The organism is Providencia burhodogranariea DSM 19968 (assembly GCF_000314855.2).
Classification (GTDB): domain Bacteria; phylum Pseudomonadota; class Gammaproteobacteria; order Enterobacterales; family Enterobacteriaceae; genus Providencia; species Providencia burhodogranariea.
Genome location: NZ_KB233223.1, coordinates 488,415 through 510,831 on the forward strand (window position 1 = coordinate 488,415; position 22,417 = coordinate 510,831).

At 39.7% G+C, this 22,417-nt stretch carries 20 protein-coding genes; 7 read left to right on the plus strand and 13 right to left on the minus strand.

Annotated features, from left to right (window positions below; all coding sequences use genetic code 11):
* Positions 1–95: 95 nt before the first annotated feature.
* The 6 genes from OOA_RS12860 to OOA_RS12885 all read left to right on the plus strand — a co-directional run bounded on the left by OOA_RS12860 (position 96) and on the right by OOA_RS12885 (position 7,933).
* On the plus strand, positions 96–1,280 hold the full coding sequence (locus OOA_RS12860; RefSeq protein WP_008912585.1) for a CaiB/BaiF CoA transferase family protein: 1,185 nt from the start codon (positions 96–98) through the stop codon (positions 1,278–1,280).
* Positions 1,277–2,416, plus strand: coding sequence for an acyl-CoA dehydrogenase family protein (locus tag OOA_RS12865; RefSeq protein ID WP_008912586.1), 1,140 nt, complete (start codon positions 1,277–1,279; stop codon positions 2,414–2,416). The genes OOA_RS12860 and OOA_RS12865 overlap by 4 nt, the downstream gene beginning before the upstream one ends.
* 400 nt (positions 2,417–2,816) lie before the next feature.
* The gene (locus tag OOA_RS12870; RefSeq protein ID WP_008912587.1) at positions 2,817–4,259 is read left to right on the plus strand and encodes a purine-cytosine permease family protein; all 1,443 of its coding nucleotides are present in this window, start codon (positions 2,817–2,819) and stop codon (positions 4,257–4,259) included.
* A 258-nt stretch (positions 4,260–4,517) separates the two neighbouring features.
* Entirely contained in the window at positions 4,518–5,273 is a 756-nt protein-coding gene (locus OOA_RS12875) for an electron transfer flavoprotein subunit beta/FixA family protein (protein ID WP_008912588.1), read from the plus strand.
* A 15-nt stretch (positions 5,274–5,288) separates the two neighbouring features.
* On the plus strand, positions 5,289–6,239 hold the full coding sequence (locus tag OOA_RS12880; RefSeq protein ID WP_008912589.1) for an electron transfer flavoprotein subunit alpha/FixB family protein: 951 nt from the start codon (positions 5,289–5,291) through the stop codon (positions 6,237–6,239).
* Positions 6,240–6,250: 11 nt separating this feature from the next.
* A complete protein-coding gene (locus tag OOA_RS12885; RefSeq protein WP_008912590.1) occupies positions 6,251–7,933 on the plus strand; it encodes an electron transfer flavoprotein-ubiquinone oxidoreductase in 1,683 nt (560 codons plus the stop codon).
* A gap of 136 nt (positions 7,934–8,069) precedes the next feature.
* Here OOA_RS12885 and OOA_RS12890 read toward each other — a convergent pair whose 3' ends face one another.
* Both OOA_RS12890 and OOA_RS12895 read right to left on the minus strand, forming a co-directional pair.
* A complete protein-coding gene (locus OOA_RS12890; protein WP_008912591.1) occupies positions 8,070–8,786 on the minus strand; it encodes a UTRA domain-containing protein in 717 nt (238 codons plus the stop codon).
* A 422-nt stretch (positions 8,787–9,208) separates the two neighbouring features.
* Positions 9,209–10,495 carry an MFS transporter gene (locus OOA_RS12895; protein WP_008912592.1) on the minus strand — a complete coding sequence of 429 codons (1,287 nt, stop codon included), beginning with the start codon at positions 10,493–10,495 and terminating at the stop codon, positions 9,209–9,211.
* An 831-nt stretch (positions 10,496–11,326) separates the two neighbouring features.
* On the opposite strand from OOA_RS12895, the gene OOA_RS12900 reads away from it, so the two are divergent.
* Positions 11,327–12,730 (plus strand): tryptophanase, encoded by a 1,404-nt coding sequence (locus OOA_RS12900; RefSeq protein WP_008912593.1) that lies wholly within the window; start codon positions 11,327–11,329, stop codon positions 12,728–12,730.
* Between the two features lie 553 nt (positions 12,731–13,283).
* Here OOA_RS12900 and fis read toward each other — a convergent pair.
* The 11 genes from fis to acuI form a co-directional block, all read right to left on the minus strand.
* On the minus strand, positions 13,284–13,580 hold the full coding sequence (gene fis, locus OOA_RS12905; protein ID WP_008912594.1) for a DNA-binding transcriptional regulator Fis: 297 nt from the start codon (positions 13,578–13,580) through the stop codon (positions 13,284–13,286).
* Positions 13,581–13,604: 24 nt separating this feature from the next.
* Complete coding sequence (gene dusB / locus OOA_RS12910) at positions 13,605–14,570, minus strand: tRNA dihydrouridine synthase DusB (RefSeq protein WP_008912595.1); 966 nt, start codon at positions 14,568–14,570, stop codon at positions 13,605–13,607.
* 315 nt (positions 14,571–14,885) lie between these two features.
* Entirely contained in the window at positions 14,886–15,770 is an 885-nt protein-coding gene (gene prmA / locus OOA_RS12915) for a 50S ribosomal protein L11 methyltransferase (protein WP_008912596.1), read from the minus strand.
* Positions 15,771–15,882: 112 nt separating this feature from the next.
* Complete coding sequence (gene panF / locus OOA_RS12920; RefSeq protein ID WP_008912597.1) at positions 15,883–17,343, minus strand: sodium/pantothenate symporter; 1,461 nt, start codon at positions 17,341–17,343, stop codon at positions 15,883–15,885.
* Positions 17,333–17,575 carry a YhdT family protein gene (locus OOA_RS12925; protein WP_008912598.1) on the minus strand — a complete coding sequence of 81 codons (243 nt, stop codon included), beginning with the start codon at positions 17,573–17,575 and terminating at the stop codon, positions 17,333–17,335. Before OOA_RS12925 ends, panF begins: the two co-directional genes overlap by 11 nt.
* Positions 17,576–17,766: 191 nt before the next feature.
* The gene (locus tag OOA_RS20120) at positions 17,767–18,063 is read right to left on the minus strand and encodes a DUF202 domain-containing protein (protein ID WP_008912599.1); all 297 of its coding nucleotides are present in this window, start codon (positions 18,061–18,063) and stop codon (positions 17,767–17,769) included.
* Positions 18,064–18,072: 9 nt separating this feature from the next.
* A complete protein-coding gene (locus OOA_RS12930; protein ID WP_008912600.1) occupies positions 18,073–18,429 on the minus strand; it encodes a YidH family protein in 357 nt (118 codons plus the stop codon).
* A 261-nt stretch (positions 18,430–18,690) separates the two neighbouring features.
* On the minus strand, positions 18,691–20,037 hold the full coding sequence (gene accC, locus OOA_RS12935; protein ID WP_008912601.1) for an acetyl-CoA carboxylase biotin carboxylase subunit: 1,347 nt from the start codon (positions 20,035–20,037) through the stop codon (positions 18,691–18,693).
* Between the two features lie 12 nt (positions 20,038–20,049).
* Complete coding sequence (gene accB / locus OOA_RS12940) at positions 20,050–20,514, minus strand: acetyl-CoA carboxylase biotin carboxyl carrier protein (RefSeq protein ID WP_008912602.1); 465 nt, start codon at positions 20,512–20,514, stop codon at positions 20,050–20,052.
* Between the two features lie 228 nt (positions 20,515–20,742).
* Positions 20,743–21,198 (minus strand): type II 3-dehydroquinate dehydratase, encoded by a 456-nt coding sequence (gene aroQ / locus OOA_RS12945; protein WP_008912603.1) that lies wholly within the window; start codon positions 21,196–21,198, stop codon positions 20,743–20,745.
* A 231-nt stretch (positions 21,199–21,429) separates the two neighbouring features.
* Positions 21,430–22,413 carry an acrylyl-CoA reductase (NADPH) gene (acuI, locus tag OOA_RS12950; RefSeq protein ID WP_008912604.1) on the minus strand — a complete coding sequence of 328 codons (984 nt, stop codon included), beginning with the start codon at positions 22,411–22,413 and terminating at the stop codon, positions 21,430–21,432.
* Positions 22,414–22,417 lie beyond the last annotated feature (4 nt).

The following is a 22,417-nucleotide window of genomic DNA, read 5'->3' on the forward strand; positions in this document are numbered from 1 at the left end:
TTAACAGTCTTTACTTAAGCTAAAAATAAGCAGCGAAGGCCAACAGCCCCTAATAAATAGATCGATTTATTTTAGTCATTCATAAGGACACGGATATGAATACTGTGCCAATTCAAAAAAGACAAGGCGTGCTGGCTGGGATCAAAGTAATTGATTTAAGCCGAGTACTCGCAGGCCCCTATTGTACAGGAATGATGGCTGACCTTGGTGCGGAAGTGATCAAAATCGAAGCGCCTGATCATGGCGATGATAGTCGTCATCTAGGTCCGTTTATTGATGGTGAGAGTGTTTATTATGGGCTCATCAACAGAGGAAAGCGCAGTATTGAACTAGATCTAAAGTCAGATGCCGATCGCGCTATTCTTTATCAATTAGTAAAGGAGAGCGATGTTGTTGTTGAAAATTTTCGACCGGGTGTCACTGCAAGGCTTGGCATTGATTTTGAAAGCTTAAAACAACATAACTCTCAACTCATTTATGCCAGTATTTCAGGTTTTGGGCAGAACAGTCCTCTAGCCAATTACCCGGCCTATGACATTGTTGCACAAGCAATGTCAGGTCTAATGAGTGTTACTGGATTTGAACAAACAGGGCCAACTCGTTGTGGTGAATCGATTGGTGATGTGTGTGCGGGCCTGTTTGCGGCATGGGCGATTAGCAGTGCGTTGTTTGCAAGAGAATATCGCCAAGAGAGTGCACAATATATTGATGTGGCAATGGTTGATGTTTTACTCAGTATGCAATTAACCGGGCTTTCCAATTTATTTGCGAATGACAAAGCGCCCAGCTTAGTGGGTAATCGTCATCCAGTTTCGACACCATTTGATACTTATCAGGCGAAAGATGGATTGGTTGTAATAGCGATTGCAAGTGAAAAACTATTCCAACGTTTTTGTGAATGTATCGAGCAGCCGACACTTCGTGATGATCCTCGCTATAAAGATGACCCGACACGAACCTGCTATCAAGCTGAGCTTAGAACGGAAATCGAGCAATGGACATCACACAAAACAGTTGAAGAAGTTTGTGATCTATTGTTAAACGCAGGTGTTCCTGCTTCACCGATTCATAACCTACAACAGGCAACACAGAGTGAGAATGCGAAAGTTCGTCAAGTTCTCACATACCTCGATGATGGTGGTACACCATTAGTTTCTCAGCCTGTTTTTTTTAATGGACTAAAACCTCATGTTACGCAAAGAGCGCCTAACTTGGGTGAAGCGAATGGTATTTATAAACCGGCAATAAAAACAACTAAAAGCGCGGAGACAATACAATGAGTTTTCAAATAGATGAAACAGAACAGGCAATTGTAGATGCTGTTGAAAAAGTGTGCCGAGATATTCTGCAAGCGAATGCACAACGTTATGATGAAACCGAAACTTTTTGTGCAGAAAGTTTGAGTGCGCTAGGTGAAATGGGCTGCTGGGGAATTAACTTACCTGAGCAATATGGTGGATTTGGTATTAGTAGTATAGCCATGAGTATGATTGTTGAAGCTATAGCTGCTGCCTGTGCATCGACATCATCTGCGTTAACGGCCCACTTTCTCGCAACAGACTCTATTTTTATTGGTGGAACAGAAGAACAAAAACAGCATTGGTTACCCAAAGCAGCAGGTGGTGAAATGCTTGGCGCATTTGGCTTAACAGAGCCAGCTGCGGGTTCAAATCCAGCAGATATGCGCACGATTGCCACGCGTGAAAAAGAGGGATGGCGAATTCGAGGTAATAAGCATTATATTACTAACGCTAAAGAGGCTGATTTCATTGTGTTATATGCTAAAACAGCCCCTGAAGCTGGTGCTCGAGGTATCAGTGCCTTCATGATCCCTAAAGGAACTGAAGGAGTTGAATTTTCTTCACCAGAAAAAACCATGGGGTTACGCGGTAGTACGATTTATGAATTAGCACTAAATTGTTGGTTGCCAGAATCGGCATTACTTGGCGAAGAAAATAAAGGCTTTCATACCGCGATGGAAGTGCTGGATAAAGGGCGTGTGGAAGTTGCTGCAAGCTCATTAGGCATTGCTCGTGCGGCGATGGAAAGTGCTTTGGTTTGGGTGAAAGAACGTCAAATAGGTAAAAAGCCATTAGCCGCTTATCAAGGTACTCAATGGCGTATTGCGGATATGCATACTCAGCTAGAGGCTGCTCGTTTGCTGACTTGGCATGCAGCAGAACGCCGTGATTCGGGTGAACGTTTTAGTTTGCAATCAGCAACGGCTAAATTATTTGCTGCGGAATGTGCAGGCTTTGTCACAGATGCTGCATTACAGCTTCATGGCGGCTATGGTTATATTCGAGATCTACCCCTAGAACGTTATGTACGTGATGCAAGAATTTTACGAATTTTTGAAGGTACTTCGGAAATTCAAAAGATCATTATCTCACGCGCGGTCTTAGATGCCGTTTAATAGTGAGATAAGACAGTATAGGTAGACGGACAGGCGTCTACTCAACATGAGTAAAAACTGCAATAAAATTAACGGCCTGACAACAGGATCATGGAATTAAAAACACAACAACAATCAGGTTTAAGAATGTATTTCAATTTTTAATGACGGGCACTTTATACACCAATAAAACTTCGAATAACCTGTAGAGAACTTACAACGAAATCCTGAGATATATCAATATATAGCTTAGGTAACCAATAGCGGCGTTGTATTCACTATACAGATTATATAACTGAAGTATGTCGGTAATAATAGCTAAAATAGAGCCCGACTTAGCGTCTGATGGCTGTACCTTACAGCAACCATGATGACAAATTGGTCCATTCTTTAAGCCAGCCTTGCTTAAAGAGGAGTTACCATGACAGTTTCAAACGAAATAATCGCAGATAAAAAAAATCGGCAGGAGAATGTTCCATTAATAGAAGCACGTTCCATTGACTATATCCCAGAGTCTGAACGACACGGCACCTTAGCAAGTCAATTTACACTTTGGTTTGGTGCCAATTTACAGATCACCGCTATTGTAACTGGAGCACTTGCCGTCGTACTTGGTGGTGATGTGTTTTGGTCTCTAATTGGTTTATTTATCGGCCAGTTATTGGGGGGAGCTGTGATGGCATTGCATGCGGTACAAGGGCCAAAACTAGGTTTACCTCAAATGATATCTAGCCGAGTTCAGTTTGGTGTATATGGTGCGGTTATCCCGATTCTTTTAGTATGTATGATGTACGTGGGTTTCTCTGCAAGTGGAACGGTACTCGCGGGCCAGGCTGTTGGGCAGTTGCTTCATGTCAGTGATTGGATTGGTATTTTAATATTTGGTGCTGTCATTATTGCGATCACTATCTGTGGTTATCGTATTATTCATATTTTAGGTAAAGTCGCTAGCGTTGTCGGAGTTATTGCTTTCTTTTATCTTTTCTTCCGACTGTTTTATATGAATGATGTGTCGGTTTTGTTAGAAAATCGTCATTTCAGCTGGACTAACTTTTTATTAGCAATGTCATTATCTGCATCTTGGCAAATTGCATTTGGTCCTTATGTTGCTGACTATTCACGTTATTTACCGACTAAAACGCCAACAATCAAAGCGTTCTTAGCCGTGGGTTCAGGCACTGTAATTGGTACTCAAGCATCAATGATCCTTGGTGTATTTGCAGCGGCACTCGCTGGAAGTAAATTTGCTGGTAATGAAGTCTCTTATATTGTTGGGCTTGGTAGTACAGGCCTTATTGCTGCATTACTCTATATCAGTATTTTCTTTGGTAAAGTCACGATTACAGCATTGAATGCGTATGGCAGCTTTATGTCGATGGCTGCGATATTCTGTGGTTTTCGTGGTAAGCATCATATCTCTAGTGGGCAACGGTTATTCTTTATTATTTTTATGGTGAGTTTTTCGACCATTTTAGGCTTAGCTGGGCAACATTCATTCCTAAAACTGTTTTCAGCTTTCTTGCTGTTCTTATTAGCTTTCTTTACACCTTGGAGTGCTATCAACTTAGTTGATTACTATTGGGTCACTAAAGGCCGCTATGACGTACCTCAGTTATCTAACCCCAACGGGCGTTATGGCCGCTGGAATAAAGTTGGCATCATCACTTACATTGTGGGTGTGGTGATTCAATTACCGTTTATTGCGACAGGTTTTTATACTGGGCCTTTTGTTGAAATGTTAGGTGGGGTTGATATTTCATGGATAGTAGGATTAGTTGCGACGAGCATTATCTATTATGCTGCAATTAAAAAATGGCCAATGTCTGTCGCGGATAGGCTGATATTACCATCGTCTAATCCATAAAATTCACTTCAAATAATATGTGTAAAAATAAATTTAAAATAAAAATAATTAGGGCTGATATACACAAAGTAATTTGAATTATATCTAGATGTTCCACAACGCTATCCGATGAATATACAAGAGTATGTAAGTCGGATAGCTGAAAGAACGGAATACAGAAACTATTTTAAATATGGCAATTATAGCAGTGAATAATTCACCGCTAGGTCTTTTCTCAGCCTAAAAATACGGTCTGGTAGAGATTAATTAGGAGTGATTATGAAAATTTTAGTGGCTGTTAAACGGGTTATCGATCATAACGTTAAAGTTCGTGTGAAAGCAGATGGCTCTGGTGTCGAACTAGCGAATGTTAAAATGGCAATTAATCCCTTTGATGAAATTGCTGTTGAAGAAGCTGTGCGTTTAAAAGAATCAGGTAAGGCAAGTGAAGTTGTTGTCGTTTCAATTGGCGATATTAGCTCACAAGAAACATTACGCAGTGCAATGGCAATTGGTGCCGATCGCGCTGTTTTGGTTCAAATACCGATTGATATGATTTTAGAACCCCTTGATATTGCACGTTTATTACAAAAAATAGTGTTTGCAGAGCAACCTGATTTAATTTTACTTGGTAAGCAGGCAATTGATAATGACTGTAACCAAACCGGGCAAATGTTATCAGCATTACTAAAATGCAGTCAGGCAACCTTTGCTTCTTTAATTGAAATAGAAGGCTCTGCGTTACTGGTCACTCGTGAAATTGATGGCGGATTAGAAACGCTTTCTTTACCTTTACCTGCGGTTGTCACAACAGATTTACGCTTGAATGAACCTCGCTATGCAACTCTTCCTAATATTATGAAAGCTAAGAAAAAGCCTCTTGAAATACACGATATTTCACAGATGAGTTTCTCACCGTTAGGGCAAGTAAAAATATTGACGGTGAGTGAACCAAAGAAACGGACAGGCCAATGCACACTATTTAATGATGCGAATGCATTAGTCAGTGAGCTACAAGCGAAAGAAGCGATCTAATTAGGGAGAATTATCATGAACCAGTTATCAGTATTAGTTGTGGTAGAACACGACAATCAAACTATCAAATCTTCAACCTATCACAGTGTGACCGCGGCGAAGCAAATGCTAGCAGGTCAAGGCTATCTACATTTATTAGTCGCTGGTCATCAGTGTGAAAAAATAGCGGAACTTGCAGCAAAAATAGGGGGCGCTGAAAAAGTTATCCTCATTGATAGCAGCGAACTTAGCCATCAACTCGCAGAATCAATGACAGATGCAATAGTGTCCATAGCCAAGGATTATAGCCATTTAATTTTCCCCGCAACGACATTTGGTAAAAACATCGCGCCACGGGTAGCCGCGACACTAGGTATCGCTCAAATTTCTGATATTACAGAAGTGATTGATGCACAAACTTTTATCCGTCCAATTTATGCAGGTAATGCGCTCGCTACAGTACAGAATAATGGCCATCAGGTTGTATTGACAATACGTAGTTCGGCATTTTTAGCTGCCGTAGATACACCAGATATTGTCGCAATTGAAAAACATTCAGTTAGTGGTCTGAACCAATTAGCTCAACTCAAAAGCCAGTCATTAACTCAAGTCAGTCGTGCTGAGTTAAGTTCGGCAAAAATTGTAATATCGGGTGGTCGAGGGCTAAGTTCTGGGGAAAATTTCGCACTGTTAGAATCAATCGCAGACAAGCTAGGTGCAGCTATTGGGGCTTCAAGAGCCGCAGTTGATGCCGGCTATGTACCGAATGACTACCAAGTTGGGCAGACGGGTAAAATTATCGCACCCGATCTATACATCGCAGTGGGGATCTCAGGCGCTATCCAACATATTGCCGGAATGAAAGAAAGCAAAGTGATAGTTGCAATCAATAGTGATCCGGATGCACCTATTTTCCAAATCGCGGATTATGGCATCGTTGGCGATCTGTTTGAGATCTTACCTGAATTCGATAAAGCGCTGGCATAAGGGAGTTGATCATGACTATCGACAATAGTGTCAATATAAATGGGGCTCCCGAGCGGGAATCGATGGAATTTGATGTCCTGATTGTCGGTGGTGGGCCAGCAGGGCTATCAGCAGCTATACGCTTAAAGCAACTTGCGTTAGAAACAAAGACCGAACTGTCTGTCTGTTTGATAGATAAAGGCGCAGAAATTGGTGCTCATATTTTGTCGGGTGCCGTTATTGATCCTCGCGCGCTTGATGAATTATTACCGAATTGGCAACAAATTGTCTCTAACCAATTAACCCAAGTGACAGAAGATAGTTTTCTATGGTTAAAACCGCATAAAGCTAGTCGGTTGCCATTAGCATTGTTACCTGCAAGTTTAAAAAATAGTGGCAATTTGATTGGTAGTCTTGGGCAAGTTTGCTCGGCATTAGCGATAGAAGCAGAGCAACTAGGTATTGATGTATTTGCTGGATTTGCTGCGACAGAGATTCTGTATGATCAATCAGGTTCTGTTATAGGCGTTACAACGGGTGATATGGGGCTTGATAAATCAGGTAACCCAACGTCGATTTACCAAGCGGGTATGAATTTACTGGCAAAAATGACGCTATTTGCTGAAGGTTGTCGTGGGCAATTAGGTAAACAGTTAATTGAGCAATTTGATTTATCTGCTAATTGCGGTAAACAAACTTATGGCCTTGGTTTAAAGGAAATTTGGCAGATCCCAAAAGAGCAACATCAACCTGGATTAGTTGTCCATTCTATTGGTTGGCCCTTAGATAATGATACCTATGGCGGTGGTTTCGCTTACCATTATGGCAATAATCTCGTTGCTGTCGGTTTAGTCGTCGGGCTTAATTATGAGAATCCTTATTTATCACCATTTGATGAATTTCAACGCCTTAAAACACATCCTTCATTTAGTACTTTTTTAAGTGGCGGTGAGCGGGTGAGTTATGGTGCTAGAACGCTTGTTGCTGGCGGATTAGCTGCATTGCCTGAACTTAGTTTCCCCGGTGGGGCTCTGATTGGTGATGATGCGGGTTTTTTGAATGCAGCTCGTATTAAAGGTAGTCACTGTGCGATGAAAAGTGGAATGCTTGCTGCTGAAGCTTTTTTTGACTCCATCACTAATGAAAATATTGATGATGCTAAGTTTAAGCTTCAATATCAGCAAAAATTTGAACAAAGCTGGCTTTATGATGAACTATACCAAACACGAAATTTTAAGCCTTATATGAAAAAAGGCCTATATTTTGGTTCGTTATTATTTGGCGCTGAACAATTTTTGTTAAAAGGCCGCACTCCGTGGACACTGAAATTAAAACAATCCGACCATGAAGTATTAAAAGAGGCTAAAAATTTTCAACCGATTAAATATCCAAAACCAGATGGTATTTTGACATTTGATAAGCCTTCTTCTGTCTTTCTATCAAACACTAACCATGCAGAAGAGCAGCCTTGCCATCTACAATTACGGGATAAACATATCCCTATTAATGTGAATTTATCTAAGTATGCTGCACCCGAAATTCGTTATTGTCCTGCTGGTGTTTATGAAATAGTCGGTGAAAAAGAGCAAGAAAAATTACAGATCAACGCGCAAAACTGTTTGCATTGTAAAGCCTGTGACATTAAAGATCCGACACAAAACATCAGATGGACGGCTCCACAGGGTGGTGAAGGTCCTATTTATCAAGGGATGTGAAATCATTTTGTTGTGATGTACGAATGGAATAGATGTGTTTGTTGATACGGATGTTTTTAAAGCTTTATCAGTCGCTTTGGGGCAGAATTGCCCCTTTTTTTATTGGTTTGCTGATTAAGTCGTATTTACAAACAATTCACGAATTATCTATGCGAGAATGCAGTTTTAATTTGTAACGAGACCCCGCAGTTACCATATTGACATAACTGATCAAAGTTGTACCAGTCCAAGTACGACGGCTAAGCTGTAAACAAGGAGATCCTTCTTTAATTGACAGTGATTGAGCTATGACTTTGGTCGATAAGGCTACTTCTATCATGTGTTCCATTTCACTAACAGGAAAATGCCGTTGTAAATAGCCACTGGGTGTTTCAGTATCACCAAATTGCTGCTTAACAAAATCAGGCACAATAGCATGATTTACATAGCGTTCTTCAAGCATTAATGGAATATCATTTTCAAAGTGTAATACTTTGCAATAGCCAATATCGCTACCTTCCATGACATCAAGCTGTAATGCAATTTCTGCTGAAGCTGCTATTACTTTTAGTTGTAATTGATGACCACTATATTTATTACCACTCAATGATATCTCATCGAAAATATCAAAAGCTTTGGTAACAGGAAGTTCATGCTTTAGCGAGGCTACAAATGTTCCTTTGCCTGCTTTACGGCTAAGAATACCTTTTTGACTGAGCTCAGAAATAGCTTTATTGACTGTCATTCGGCTTACATTAAATTGAGCGCATAGCTCTAGTTCTGTTGGTATTTGTGTTTCAGGTTTAAAAATACCTAAATCAATACTGCGCAAAATATAAGATTGAATTTGTTTGTATGCCGGTTGTGAGGTCATCGTAATTATTTAATCGGTGTCAGTGATAATAAAGGTTAGAGGAAATTCATAATCTCCGGTTTGTGTGGGGCTTATCTGCAGCCTGCACAAGTTTAACAGTAAATGACCGCTTTACTAGGGGCGGTTGATCTTTGGAGGTCGATTTTTATGCGAATTGCGCGTATTTTAATCAGTGTGAGTGGCTCGCCGTCTAGTGAACTAGGTAAGAGCCGCTCAACACTGCGAAAAATCACTTTTAATCAAAGTTAAAGGGCATTTTTTATTCATATTTTGAATTTATAATAATGTTTTTTAATTATCTAAATACGTCACATATTATGTTACGGTTATTTCAATTAACGAATTTAGTTGAATTATTCTGGATATTAAATAACGATAAAAACGGACATAAGCCCGTTTTTATCGATGATTATTCATCGTGATTATGTTTTTTTAGGCAGTAGGAATACCGCTAATGCAGCAATAATTGCGACAATGGAAAAAGCAATAAAGTTCCAACTACTCGCAATACCAAGGCTAGCAATATATGCACCAAACATTGGTCCTGACATTGCGCCTATACGTGAGAAGCTTAGCGCCCAACCCGTAGCAGAAGCTCGTACATTGGCTGGATAGTAATTTGCAATATAGCCCGTGAGTATTAGAGCTGCTGAAATACTACCAACACCAGCAAATGCGACTAATAGATAATTTACAAAGATATTTTGCTTAAATACCAGCGCACCAACACCAATCGCACCGAGTAAAAAGAAGAATGAAACTGAACCTCTGACACCATATTTATCTGCAATTTTTCCTAAGAATAACCCACCTAGTGCAGAAGCTAAACTAAATACAATTAGGAAAGTAAGGCTCGAACCTAAATTATAACCTTCTTTACGCATAATAGAAGGTAGCCAAGTATTTAATCCATAAACAAGCAGCATGCCACAGAATAAAGCAACCCAAAAACAAGTCGTTGCTCGCAAGTGCTTCCATGCGAAGACAACGGATACAATATCTTTGAGGCTTTGTTTTGGTTGTTCTTGTTTAGTTGGAGCTTGATAATTCATATCGAGTTTTTGTGCGAGATCTTTAGCTTGAGAGTGTAATCCTTTATTTGAAAGGTATTCTAAGGACTCAGGTAAAATACGAGCCATTGGCCAAATGAGTAATAATGGTAGAGCGCCAAATGCAATGACACTACGCCAACCAAATTGCTCCAATAACCAAATAGCAACTAATGCAGCACTGAGGATACCAAGAGAATAACCTGAATACATAATACCGTAATTAAAAGAGCGTTTTTCAGGTGGTGAATATTCGATTGTTAATGCTGCGGCTACAGGAATTACGCCGCCTAATCCGATTCCACCAATAAAACGCATTATTCCAAAAACCCAAGGTGTTGGTGCAAGTGCTGCACCTAGCATCGTTAATGAAAACAGAGTCACACACAGAAGTAACATGAGACGCCGACCATAAAGTTCACTTAACGTACCAATAATAAAAGCACCAAAAAACATACCCACTAGCGCATAGCTACTTAATGCGCCAAGTTCTAAAGGTGAAAGATCCCATTGCCTGTATTCTGCTAGTGTTGGTAATACTGCTCCCATCACACCAACATCATAGCCTTCAAATAAAATACTCATCCAGCAAATCAGTAAAACTTTAAACGTCGTTCTTTTGGAGCCGAATGTTGTAACCGCAGGTGCTTGTAATGTCATAATTGATTATCTCATTGTGAGCGATTAATACCGTTTCAAATGGCGCATGTGTTATGTGTTATTAACTAAGAAATGGCATTTACTACACTCAGCTTTTCTATGAAAAAGTACAATCAACTATGTTATTAAAGCGTTAAATTCATGCAGTAAATGGATAGTATCTGCATTCCAACCTTAATAACCATATTATATAAAAGGGTATTTATGCTGAATTTCTAGATTTATGCTGTTTAAATAAATATATATCTAATAATTTTTTAGAAATATCTAAACTAGATTATATTTTATAAATATAGTTAAAATAAAATCTGTCAAATAATTGAAATGATATAAAGGAGATTGAGCTATGTAGGGAATTTAAATAAAACGTTCATATGATTAGATGAATTAAATATAGTAAATACACAATGAAATATTAAAATAAATTAGATTTACTTAAGTTTAATTAATCAGCCTAGTTATTATTATAATTGTTAAATATTAGTGAGATATAGTTTGTTTATATTGTGATGTTGGTCAAATTGTTTTTTCTAAGTTAGTTAATAGTGTGATGTGGATGCAGGAATATGATAATGGTGATTATAATATTTAGCTGCCTGTTATATACATAATACTAGCTGTTGTACTAATTCCTTAATTGAGGAATTATAGCATTTAATTAATTATTGCTATCAAGGGGGGTATATGAAAAAATGGTTTAATATCGATGTTCTTTTAACTTTTATCTCATAAGTAATCCTTAGGTTTTCTATCAAATAATTAATTTGTTAATAATAGGTTATATATTTCATATGATTTCATATTATTTAATTAAAAATCAAAGGTATTATTATGGCTAAAAGAATCGTAGAACCTTTCCGTATTAAAATGGTTGAAAATATTCGTATTCCAACAAGAGAAGAGCGTGAGGCGGCATTAAAGGAAGCCGGTTATAACCCTTTTTTATTACCGAGTAGCGCTGTTTATATTGATTTGTTGACTGATTCAGGTACTAACGCTATGAGTGACCACCAGTGGGCAGCAATGATCACTGGTGATGAAGCCTATGCGGGATCTCGTAACTATTATGATTTAAAAAATAAAATTAAAGAGATGTTTGATTATGATTACACCATCCCAGCCCACCAAGGACGCGGTGCTGAAAATATGTTATTTCCGGTATTATTGAAAGTTAAACAACAGAAAGGTAGAGTTAATCTCCCTGTATTTATCTCTAATTTTCATTTTGATACTACTGCTGCCCATATTGAATTAAATGGCTGTAAAGCAATTAATGTTGTTACCGAAAAAGCGTATGACTCTGAAACGTATGATGATTGGAAAGGTAATTTTGATATTAAAAAGCTGAAAGATAATATCGAAAAATATGGTGATAATAATATAGTCGCAATTGTTTCAACTATTACTTGTAATAGTGCTGGTGGACAGCCAGTTGCAATGTCTAATTTAAAAGAAGTTTATGAAATAGCAAAAGAACACAATATCTTTGTGGTAATGGATTCAGCTCGTTTCTGTGAAAATGCATATTTTATTAAAGAACGTGATCCTAAATATAAAAATTCGACAATTAAAGATATTATTTTCGATATGTATAAATATGCTGATGCATTGACAATGTCAGCGAAGAAAGACCCGTTATTAAATATTGGTGGTTTAGTTGCAATTCGAAATGATGAAAACATTTTTACATTAGCGAGACAGCGTTGTGTACCGATGGAAGGTTTTGTGACCTATGGTGGTTTAGCCGGACGTGATATTGCTGCAATGGTACAGGGGCTTGAAGAGGGGGCTAATGAAGAGTACCTACACTATCGTATCGGCCAAGTAAAATACTTAGGTGACCGTTTACGTGAAGCGGATATTCCTATTCAATATCCTACTGGTGGTCATGCGGTATTTGTTGATTGTAAGAAGCTTGTTCCACAAATTCCTGGGGAGCAATTCCCTGCTCAAGCGGTAATTAATGCACTGTATCTTGAATCTGGTGTTCGTGCTGTTGAGATTGGTTCATTCTTATTAGGCCGCGATCCGGAAACAGGTAAACAAAAATACGCAGATATGGAGTTCATGCGTTTAACTATCGCAAGGCGTGTGTATACCAATGATCATATGGACTATATCGCAGATGCGTTAATTGGCCTTAAAGATAAATTTGCTACTCTGAAAGGGTTTGATTTTGAACATGAACCGCCAGTATTAAGGCACTTCACGGCTAGATTAAAACCCATGAAATAATAGCGAATTGAAGTACCCCATAAAGTTAGCCAATTTTATTCGAATTAAAAGTCTTTTTAGTCAAGCGAGTGGTTCGCTGTCTAGTGAACTAGGATCGGGCCGCTCAATACAGCAAAAATTATTTTTAATCGAACTAGAAAGGGCGTTTTTCATTTATAGTTTAAGTTTGTAGTCATGTTTTTTAATTATTAAAATACGTGACATGATTATGCTGCTGTTATTTAAATCAATTAATGCAGTAGGAATAAGTAGAAATATCAACAGTATAGGTGGATTATGTAATGTGAGAACCTTATACTTTTATTGTTCAACATAGTGTTATTTTCGAGCTTTTTCTAGTCAGTTTCTTATCGTTGAAATGGGTTACTAATAACCTCATCTATCGAAAGCAGCTCAGTATCAAATTATTGAGTTATGTTAACGAAAGGCAGCTAGGACTGAGAAAAATACTTACAGAGCTTAAGTAGAGATTGACAAATATTTATTACCAACAAAAAAGCACTTCCTGAAAAACAGGAAGTGCCTTTAAAAACAGCATACTACTGGACTAGGATCAGTTCATGCCGTATTTTTTCAGTTTCTTACGCAGAGTACCGCGGTTGATACCCATCATTAGGGCTGCACGGGTCTGGTTTCCACGGGTATATTGCATAACCATGTCCAACAAAGGCTGCTCTACCTCAGCCAATACCAGCTCATATAAATCAGTAACATCTTGATTATTTAATTGAGCAAAATAGTTCTTCAGTGCTTGCTTAACTGAATCACGCAACGGTTTTTGAGTTACTTGATCTTGTGAATTTACAGTAGCAACGGTTAGTACGTCAGAATTTACGCGTTGTTCGAACATAGTTCTGTCAGCTCTTATCTTTATTTACGCAATGTATTCAAAAAATGCTTCCAATACCTCCAGCTGTTCGCTGGCATCCTCTATGGCATTGAATGAGCGCCTAAACTGGTCATCAGGTGCATGCTCCTGTAAATACCAAGAGACATGTTTGCGCGCTATACGGGCTCCTTTGCCTTGACCATAAAAGTCGTGCAACTCCTGTACGTGCGCTATCATAATGCGCTTCACCTCTGCCACTGGCATTGGCGGCAACATTTCACCTGTGTCCAGATAATGCTGGATTTCCCGAAAGATCCAAGGTCTTCCCTGAGCTGCTCGTCCTACCATCAGGGCATCTGCCCCTGTGTAATCTAAGACAGCTCTGGCTTTAAGCGGGTCAGTAATATCACCATTGGCAATAACCGGAATGGTAACAGTCTGCTTAACTGCCCGAATATTGACATACTCAGCTTCACCATTAAACAAACAAGCTCGGGTCCTGCCGTGAATGGTCAGCGCTTGAATACCACAATCTTCGGCCAATTTGGCAATTTCTATGCAGTTTCGTTCTTCTGGTGACCAACCTGTGCGGATCTTTAGTGTTACAGGGACATCAACTGCTTTAACCACTGTAGACAGGATAGACTGCACCAAGTCGGGGTAACGCAGCAGAGCTGAGCCTGCTAACTTACGATTCACTTTCTTAGCTGGACAGCCCATATTGATATCAATGATTTGAGCACCACTCTCAACATTAATTTGAGCAGCGGCAGCCATTTCATCAGGATCATTGCCAGCTATTTGAACGGAACGTACCCCCGGTTCATCGCGATGGACCATTCTGAGTCTCGATTTGTCTGTCTTCCAAACCTGAGGGTTAGAAGAAAGCATCTCTGATACTGTCATTCCAGCACCCATGTCATAACAGAGTGACCGAAAAGGTCTATCCGTAATGCCTGCCATGGGGGCAGCAATAAGGCAGTTTCGCAACTGATATTGTCCGATTCGCATAACTAAAGGGGGCCATACTGTGACTGCAAGGGCGCGTATATTACGCATTTTTTCCAAGATATGAAAGGACAAACTTTGAGCAAACTGTTATTTATTACTAACTTTTTTATCTTGATTTTTTTTGAAATCAATAATTAGTCATATATAACAATTGGTTAAGTGAATTTTCATTAATTCACCAAAATCGCTGTAAGTCTGTTCAAATCTTAAGCAGGATAGAATGTAACCAGCAGTTGAACAATATTTGAGCTATAAGATAATCTATTCTTGCATTAATTTCAAAGAAATTATTGTCTGATTTTTATCATAACTCTGTCAATAACGCTTGACACCCGTGATACGACACCATTCTTCTTTCTCTGCGATAGGATCTATTTCAAATAATTCATGATAAGCATCTGCGACACCTTCAGCTTGAGTAGCCAATACACCAGAAAGCCCTAATAACCCACCTGATTTTGGCAGCACGCTAATCATTGGTGCAAGCTCTCGTAAAGGCCCAGCTAAGATATTAGCAACTACCACATCAGCTTGTAGCTCCTCAGGCTGATCTTTTGCTAGGTAGAGTGATAAACGGTTTGAGACGCTGTTACGTTCAGCGTTATCACGACTAGCCGTAATAGCTTGAGGATCTATGTCGATCCCGATCGCTTTTGCTGCACCTAATTTGAGAGCTGCGATCGCGAGAATACCGGATCCACAACCGAAATCTATAACTGTTTTACCTTCAAGATCAATACCATCTAACCACTCTAGACATAATGATGTTGTTGGATGAGTACCTGTACCGAAAGCTAAACCGGGATCTAACATCACATTGACTGCGGTAGGGTCAGGAACATCTCGCCAGCTAGGGCAGATCCACAGGCGTTCACCAAAACGCATTGGGTGGAAGTTATCCATCCACTCTCTTTCCCAGTCTTTATCTTCTATCTGCTCGATTTTATGGATAAAACCTTTTGCGAGAAGAGGCGAGTTTTCTAATTGCGCGATGACCATTTTCATATCAGTTTCAGCATCATATAGCCCGATAACATCCGTATCACCCCATAGGCGAGTTTCACCCGGTAAAGGTTCAAATACTGGGGTGTCATGGCTATCTTGAAATGTGACGGAAACTGAGCCGCTTTCGATGAGTTCATCGCCAAGCGCTTCGGCTTGCTGACCTGTTGAGTTAAGTCTTAATTGTATCCAAGGCATAATATTTTCTCTATATCGTCATATATCGAGCCAACTGCTTTTAGCTACTCTAGTCATCTACAAATGTAGCTAACTAGAAATAGTGTCAGTTACAGTTTAGCGTCAATTCGAATTATTTTGAGTAAACTGTTAGTTCTTTTGGCGCCGATTGTACTGGATTTTTACCAAAAAGATTACCAATTAAAAAGGCAATAAAGCTCAATAATAAAGATGGAACGATAGCATGGAAGTCCATGATCTCTATCTTGAATGAAGCCAGCAATGCATATATAACACCACCAACCACCATTCCGCTGATTGCGCCTCTACTATTCGCTTTTTCCCAATACAAGCCCAAAACTAGCGGCCATAGAAAAACTGCTTCTAGCCCACCAAATGCTAATAAATTGAGCCAGATGATCATTTGAGGAGGATTCCAAGCAGCGATAAGAAGAAGTGCACCTAATATTAAAGTTGAATAGCTTGAAATACGGGCAAGCTTTTTCTCATTTTTAATCGCAGTAGGTACAGAATTTAAATAGATATCTTTGACGATAGTTGCCGAGGATTGCAGTAGTTGGGCATTTATCGTTGACATAATTGCCGCCATTGGTGCTGCTAAGAATATACCAGCGGCAAATGGTGGCAGCACTTGCACCATCAATGTCGGGATCACTTGGTCAGGAATGGTTAAATCGGGCAAAATTGCGCGACCTAATGCGCCAGCTAAATGCATGCCGAACATAAGGATGACCATGACAATCGTACCAAGAATGATACCTCGATGAACGGCTTTGCTATCTTTATAAGAGATACAGCGTACTGCGGTATGTGGTAATCCAATGACGCCGAAGCAAACTAAAATCCAAAAAGAAGCAAGAAAAGGGCCGCTAAGAATATCATCAGCGCCCTCTACAGAAACCAATTTTGGGTCAATAGAGTGAATTTTTTCGACTGCGGCGCCAAGCCCTCCAGCATGATAAATCACTGCGATTAACAAGATCACTGTCCCTAATAACATGACTAGCCCTTGTAATGCATCGTTTAGAACACTAGCACGAAAGCCACCAATTGCAGTATACAGTGCGATAGAGACACCAAAAATCATCAAGCCGTAAGAATAAGGGATACCTGCTGCAGTTTCGAGTAAACGCGCTCCACCAATAAATTGCACCGTCATTGCACCAAAAAAAGCAACTAATAAGCTGATACTTGCAAACCAAACTAAAAAGCGACTTTGATATCGGGCATAAAGCATGTCATTGAGCGTAACAGCATTATAGCGACGCGCTAAAATAGCAAATTTTTTCCCAAGAACACCTAGTGAAAGCCAGATTGCAGGGAGTTGGATCATGGCAAGTAAAACCCATCCAAGCCCATACTTGTAAGCGGCGCCGGGGCCACCAATAAAGGAGCTGGCGCTAACATAGGTTGCTGTGATAGTCATGGCAAGCACGAAGCCGCCCATCGAACGATTACCTAGGAAATATTCATTAAGAAATTCCCCTTTTGTGCGCTTGCGGTAAGCATATACAGATAGCAAAAAAACCAATGCTAGATAACCAATCAAAGGTAGGAGAACTTCAGTTTGCATCATTATCCTCCAACGGAATATCTTTAAATATAATTTTGACCATCATGACGCACAATAAAATGAAAATGATAGGTAGGATCAGACACGACCATTCAAACCATAATGGAAGGCCAGTTATACCAATGGCATTACTAGGAAGATATGCACAAATTACCCAACCCACCAAATAGGCGAGAGTGAGATAAAGTGACCAACGAGCTTCCTTGTTTGATTGAAGAAAACGTTTATCCATACGTATTTCCTCCTCATTAAAATAAAAATAATCAGGGATTGTACGATAATCCAAAGGAGGTGTGTAAAAAAAGCGATAAGGGATGAGTGAAAACTAAATTTATCGATTGGATAATATGATCTAGATATCGAAAATAATTCGGATTATATGAAGTGAACAAATAGCCAATTTGATGTATTGCAAGTACATGCTTATATGAGTAAGTGAATAATCAATAGGATAGACATAGTAAGAATAATGATTGATGTGATGTAGAGAAAGAGAGTGCTATCGATTTTAAGTCCATTATTTTGATAAGCAGTAGAGATGGATCTTTTAAAGCTAATTGCACACAACAGCAGAATTGCAATAATGGAGCCTGTGAGCATTAACCATGAAGAATCCAATAAACCCAGCCGTAGAAATAAGATAGCGTTAATACCGAGCAAGAGTAATGTTCTGCTCCAAGCTTGCTGTGTTCTCTCTGGTTGTAATCCGGGATCGCGCATAAAATTTATCTATAGCAGGATGTATAAAAAAGAAATTAAGGCAATTGCGACAATAAATAAAGTCATCATTGCCAGAAAGGAAGTATATTGCAACGGTTCGTCTTTACGCATTGCTATCTCATTTTGTCGCCAGCGATATAGTGCCATAATAGAGGTTATTCCTCCCGCGGATGCGAGAAAAAGTGCCAGTATGGTTTTTACCCAAGGTTGCGCGGTATCATGTAGGAGCTGTTCAATTGCAATTGCCCCTGCTAACAAGGCGAGTGCGGTTCTTATCCATGCAAGAAAAGTTCTTTCATTGGCTAATGAAAACCGATAATCCGGGGTTTTTCCAATCTTTTTCCATTTTTCATTGTTAAAAGACACGGTTATTTCCACCTTTTTGGCTATATGAATAAGATAATGGATATTTTACTAATTCAATTAAATAGAATTTTAGTCATAAATACTCACGCTATGATCAGTTAAAAAAATACCGGAAAGCGGTGCCTTCCGGTATTTAAATGAATGAGATATCCCATCATATTTCAAGTTGCAGGATGTATATTGTGAATATCACTCAACAGCTAAAATTAGCGTAATGCTAATATGCAACACAAATTACTTTGGTATGAGCAATTCAGAAAATTATTCTTGAATACCCAGTTTTTTCTCCAAATAGTGGATATTAGTACCACCTTTTTCGAAGTTTTCATCATTCATGATCATTTGGTGCAATTCAATGTTGGTTCTAATGCCATCGATAATAAGTTCATTGAGCGCATTTTTCATGCGAGCAATAGCGATGTCACGAGTTTCACCATAGGTGATCAATTTACCGATCATTGAGTCATAATACGGAGGTACAGTATAGCCTGCATAGATATGTGATTCCCAACGAACACCAAAACCACCCGGAGAATGGAAACGAGTGATCTTACCTGGACTTGGTAAGAAAGTTTTCGGGTCTTCAGCATTGATACGACACTCAATAGCATGACCACGAATAACTACATCTTCTTGCTTGACTGATAATGGTAAGCCAGAAGCGATACGCAGTTGCTCTTTAATCAAGTCAACGCCAGTAATCATCTCTGTAACAGGATGCTCAACTTGAATACGGGTGTTCATTTCAATAAAGTAGAACTCACCGTTTTCATACAAGAATTCGAAAGTACCTGCACCACGATAGCCAATTTCAATACAAGCCTTCGCACAGCGCTCACCGATACTACGACGAACTTCTGGAGTAATGCCTGGAGCAGGGGCCTCTTCAACGACTTTTTGGTGACGACGTTGCATAGAGCAATCACGTTCAGCCAAATAAATTGCGTTGCCTTGGCCATCAGCCATCACTTGAATTTCAACGTGACGTGGGTTTTCAAGGTATTTTTCCATGTAAACCATATCATTGTTGAAAGCAGCTTTCGCTTCTGCACGAGTCAAATTAATAGATGACTCTAAATCTTTCTCGTTGCGTACAACACGCATACCACGACCACCGCCACCGCCTGACGCTTTGATGATCACTGGGTAGCCGATACGTAATGCGATAGATTTATTTTTATCACTATCGCTGCCCAATGGGCCATCGGAACCTGGTACACAAGGTACACCGGCAATTTTCATCGCTTCGATAGCCGAAACTTTATCGCCCATTAGGCGGATGGTTTCAGCTTTTGGGCCGATAAAAATAAAGCCAGAACGTTCAACTTGTTCTGCAAAATCAGCATTTTCAGACAGGAAACCATATCCCGGATGAATTGCTTGAGCACCTGAAATTTCTGCCGCAGAGATAATCGCGGGGATATTCAGGTAGCTTTTTGCGGATGCTGCGGGACCGATACAAATAGTTTCGTCTGCCAACAGCACATGTTTTAAATCACTATCTGCCGTGGAGTGTACAGCTACAGTCTTGATGCCAAGTTCTTTACAGGCACGAAGAATTCGTAGTGCGATTTCCCCACGGTTAGCAATGACAATTTTTTCCAGCATGGAAACGCCTCGTTATTCGATAACAACCAACGGTTCGTCAAATTCTATTGCATCACCGTTCTGTAACAGGATAGCTTTCACAACCCCTGCTTTATCTGCTTCGATTTGGTTCATCATTTTCATCGCTTCCACGATGCAAAGAGGATCACCTACGCTTACAGTCTGGCCGACTTCAACGAATGGTTTTGCTTCTGGACTTGGTGCACGGTAGAAAGTTCCAACCATAGGAGAGCGCACTTGATGACCTGAAATAGCAGCAGGTGCAGCAACAGGAGCTTCCTGAGCAGGAGCTACAGCATTTGCCAACGCAGGTTGCGGTGCTGGAGCTGAATAATATTGTTGTGGTGCCGCCATGACCTGAGAAGCAGCTGAAATACGACTGATACGCACTGACTCTTCACCTTCAGAAATTTCCAGTTCAGAAATGCCAGACTCTTCGACCAGTTCGATCAGCTTTTTAATTTTACGAATATCCATGGATATGATTCCGTACTCTTATAATTGAATTTAAGTGATTTGTACTTGTTATACTTCGAGTTGTAGCGTTGTTGACTTCGTTCAATCGCACTAGTCACATAGTTATCTATGCTCCTAGCGACTCATTCACTTGTCGCCTAGCTACACCTCAAATTATTTAGAGTACATACTCGTTATACTTCGAGTTGTAACATTATTGAGTGCTTGCCACTTAGCCTACGCCTCAAATTATTTAGCGTTAGACGATAGATGGTTAAACGCTGCTTGTAACGCGAAACTGTAACCATCAGCACCAAGACCACAAATTACTCCGACTGCTTTATCTGAGAGATATGAGTGGTGGCGAAATGGTTCTCTGGCATGCACATTCGACAGATGAATCTCGATAAACGGGAGTGAAACTGCCAATAATGCATCACGCAAAGCAACACTGGTATGCGTGAATGCAGCCGGATTAATCAGAATGAAATCAACGTTATCCCTTGCAGCATGAATTTTATCGATCAATTCATGTTCTGCGTTAGATTGAAAATGACTCAATTTTACGTCTAAATGCTCCGCTTCTTTTGTCAGTTTTGAAACAATGTCTACAAGAGTCAAGTTGCCGTATTTATCTGGCTCCCTTGTACCTAGTAGATTTAGATTCGGCCCATTGAGGAGTAAAATGTGAATATCTTCTGTCATTCTGCTGCTAACTCCGACGATATGTCAATAACCCGACAACATAACCTGATGTCGATAATTTGTCATCTTTTATCATAAAAAATAAATGAAATCTTTACTGATAAAGATGCCATTATAATTATTTCGTAGCATATGACAGCAAAATACTGGTCTTATCAGAGAAATTACCCGAAATTATTATGTAAATTGTGCGGCAATCCAAGTTTTCGCATTTATCCGCACAAGTTTTAATTATGAATTATAAAGATTCACGAGTGTACGCCCAGTTATCTGATTTTGTAAAAATTTTTGTGCGTATTCTACTGATTGTTCTAATGTGATTTCTGATGTGATTTGTGCATAAAAAGTCTCAGGCAGTAACTCAGCTAGGCGATGCCAAACGGATGTACGCTTAGCGGCTGGAAAGTATACTGAATCAACACCCTGTAGCCGAATATTACGTAAAATAAATGGCATAACGGTGGTTGGCAGTGAAATACTTCTCGCAAGCCCACAAGCAGCAACTGCACCATTATATTGTACCTGGGCAAGTATATTCGCGAGAACATCACCTCCCACAGTATCAATTGCACCAGCCCAATATTGTTTATCTAAAGGTTTTGCATTCACCGTGAATTCGCTGCGTGGAAGGACTTTTTTTGCACCGATTTGCTGTAAATATTCGCTATTTTCTAAACGACCAGAAATCGCCACAACATCATAGCCCAGAATAGATAATAGCTGTACAGCAGTACTTCCCACTCCGCCACTCGCACCACTGACGATGATTTCACCTTTGTCAGGAGTGATACCGGCTTCTTGTAAGGCATTAACGCATAACATTGCGGTAAAGCCCGCGGTGCCAATAATCATAGCTTGGCGAAGAGATAAATTTTCAGGTAATGGTGTTAGATAATCTGCCGGTACTCTTGCTTGGGTCGCTAAGCCTCCCCAATGAACTTCACCGACGCCCCAACCGGTAAGCAAAACGTGTTGACCAACACTAAAACGAGGGTCTTCGCTATGACGTACGACCCCCGAAAAATCAATTCCTGGCACCATAGGATAATGTCGAACAACACCTGCTTTTCCGTTGATAGCTAAAGCGTCTTTATAATTTAATGTTGACCAGTGGATATCAATGACGACATCACCTGCAGGTAATTGCTCTATTGGGATAGACATGATTGACGAAGTGACTTGGCCATCTTGTTGCTGGAGAACGAGGGCTTTCATAGAT

Excerpts from the sequence above, each read along its gene's own strand:
- OOA_RS12875 (WP_008912588.1), top strand. The coding sequence starts at position 4,518 with ATGAAAATTTTAGTGGCTGTTAAACGGGTTATCGATCATAACGTTAAA.
- OOA_RS12885 (WP_008912590.1), top strand. The coding sequence starts at position 6,251 with ATGACTATCGACAATAGTGTCAATATAAATGGGGCTCCCGAGCGGGAA.
- OOA_RS12880 (WP_008912589.1), top strand. The coding sequence starts at position 5,289 with ATGAACCAGTTATCAGTATTAGTTGTGGTAGAACACGACAATCAAACT.
- OOA_RS12925 (WP_008912598.1), bottom strand. The coding sequence starts at position 17,575 with ATGGATAAACGTTTTCTTCAATCAAACAAGGAAGCTCGTTGGTCACTT.
- OOA_RS12895 (WP_008912592.1), bottom strand. The coding sequence starts at position 10,495 with ATGACATTACAAGCACCTGCGGTTACAACATTCGGCTCCAAAAGAACG.
- OOA_RS12870 (WP_008912587.1), top strand. The coding sequence starts at position 2,817 with ATGACAGTTTCAAACGAAATAATCGCAGATAAAAAAAATCGGCAGGAG.
- prmA (WP_008912596.1), bottom strand. The coding sequence starts at position 15,770 with ATGCCTTGGATACAATTAAGACTTAACTCAACAGGTCAGCAAGCCGAA.
- dusB (WP_008912595.1), bottom strand. The coding sequence starts at position 14,570 with ATGCGAATCGGACAATATCAGTTGCGAAACTGCCTTATTGCTGCCCCC.
- fis (WP_008912594.1), bottom strand. The coding sequence starts at position 13,580 with ATGTTCGAACAACGCGTAAATTCTGACGTACTAACCGTTGCTACTGTA.
- OOA_RS12865 (WP_008912586.1), top strand. The coding sequence starts at position 1,277 with ATGAGTTTTCAAATAGATGAAACAGAACAGGCAATTGTAGATGCTGTT.
- accB (WP_008912602.1), bottom strand. The coding sequence starts at position 20,514 with ATGGATATTCGTAAAATTAAAAAGCTGATCGAACTGGTCGAAGAGTCT.
- accC (WP_008912601.1), bottom strand. The coding sequence starts at position 20,037 with ATGCTGGAAAAAATTGTCATTGCTAACCGTGGGGAAATCGCACTACGA.
- aroQ (WP_008912603.1), bottom strand. The coding sequence starts at position 21,198 with ATGACAGAAGATATTCACATTTTACTCCTCAATGGGCCGAATCTAAAT.
- OOA_RS12900 (WP_008912593.1), top strand. The coding sequence starts at position 11,327 with ATGGCTAAAAGAATCGTAGAACCTTTCCGTATTAAAATGGTTGAAAAT.
- OOA_RS20120 (WP_008912599.1), bottom strand. The coding sequence starts at position 18,063 with ATGCGCGATCCCGGATTACAACCAGAGAGAACACAGCAAGCTTGGAGC.
- panF (WP_008912597.1), bottom strand. The coding sequence starts at position 17,343 with ATGCAAACTGAAGTTCTCCTACCTTTGATTGGTTATCTAGCATTGGTT.
- OOA_RS12890 (WP_008912591.1), bottom strand. The coding sequence starts at position 8,786 with ATGACCTCACAACCGGCATACAAACAAATTCAATCTTATATTTTGCGC.
- acuI (WP_008912604.1), bottom strand. The coding sequence starts at position 22,413 with ATGAAAGCCCTCGTTCTCCAGCAACAAGATGGCCAAGTCACTTCGTCA.
- OOA_RS12860 (WP_008912585.1), top strand. The coding sequence starts at position 96 with ATGAATACTGTGCCAATTCAAAAAAGACAAGGCGTGCTGGCTGGGATC.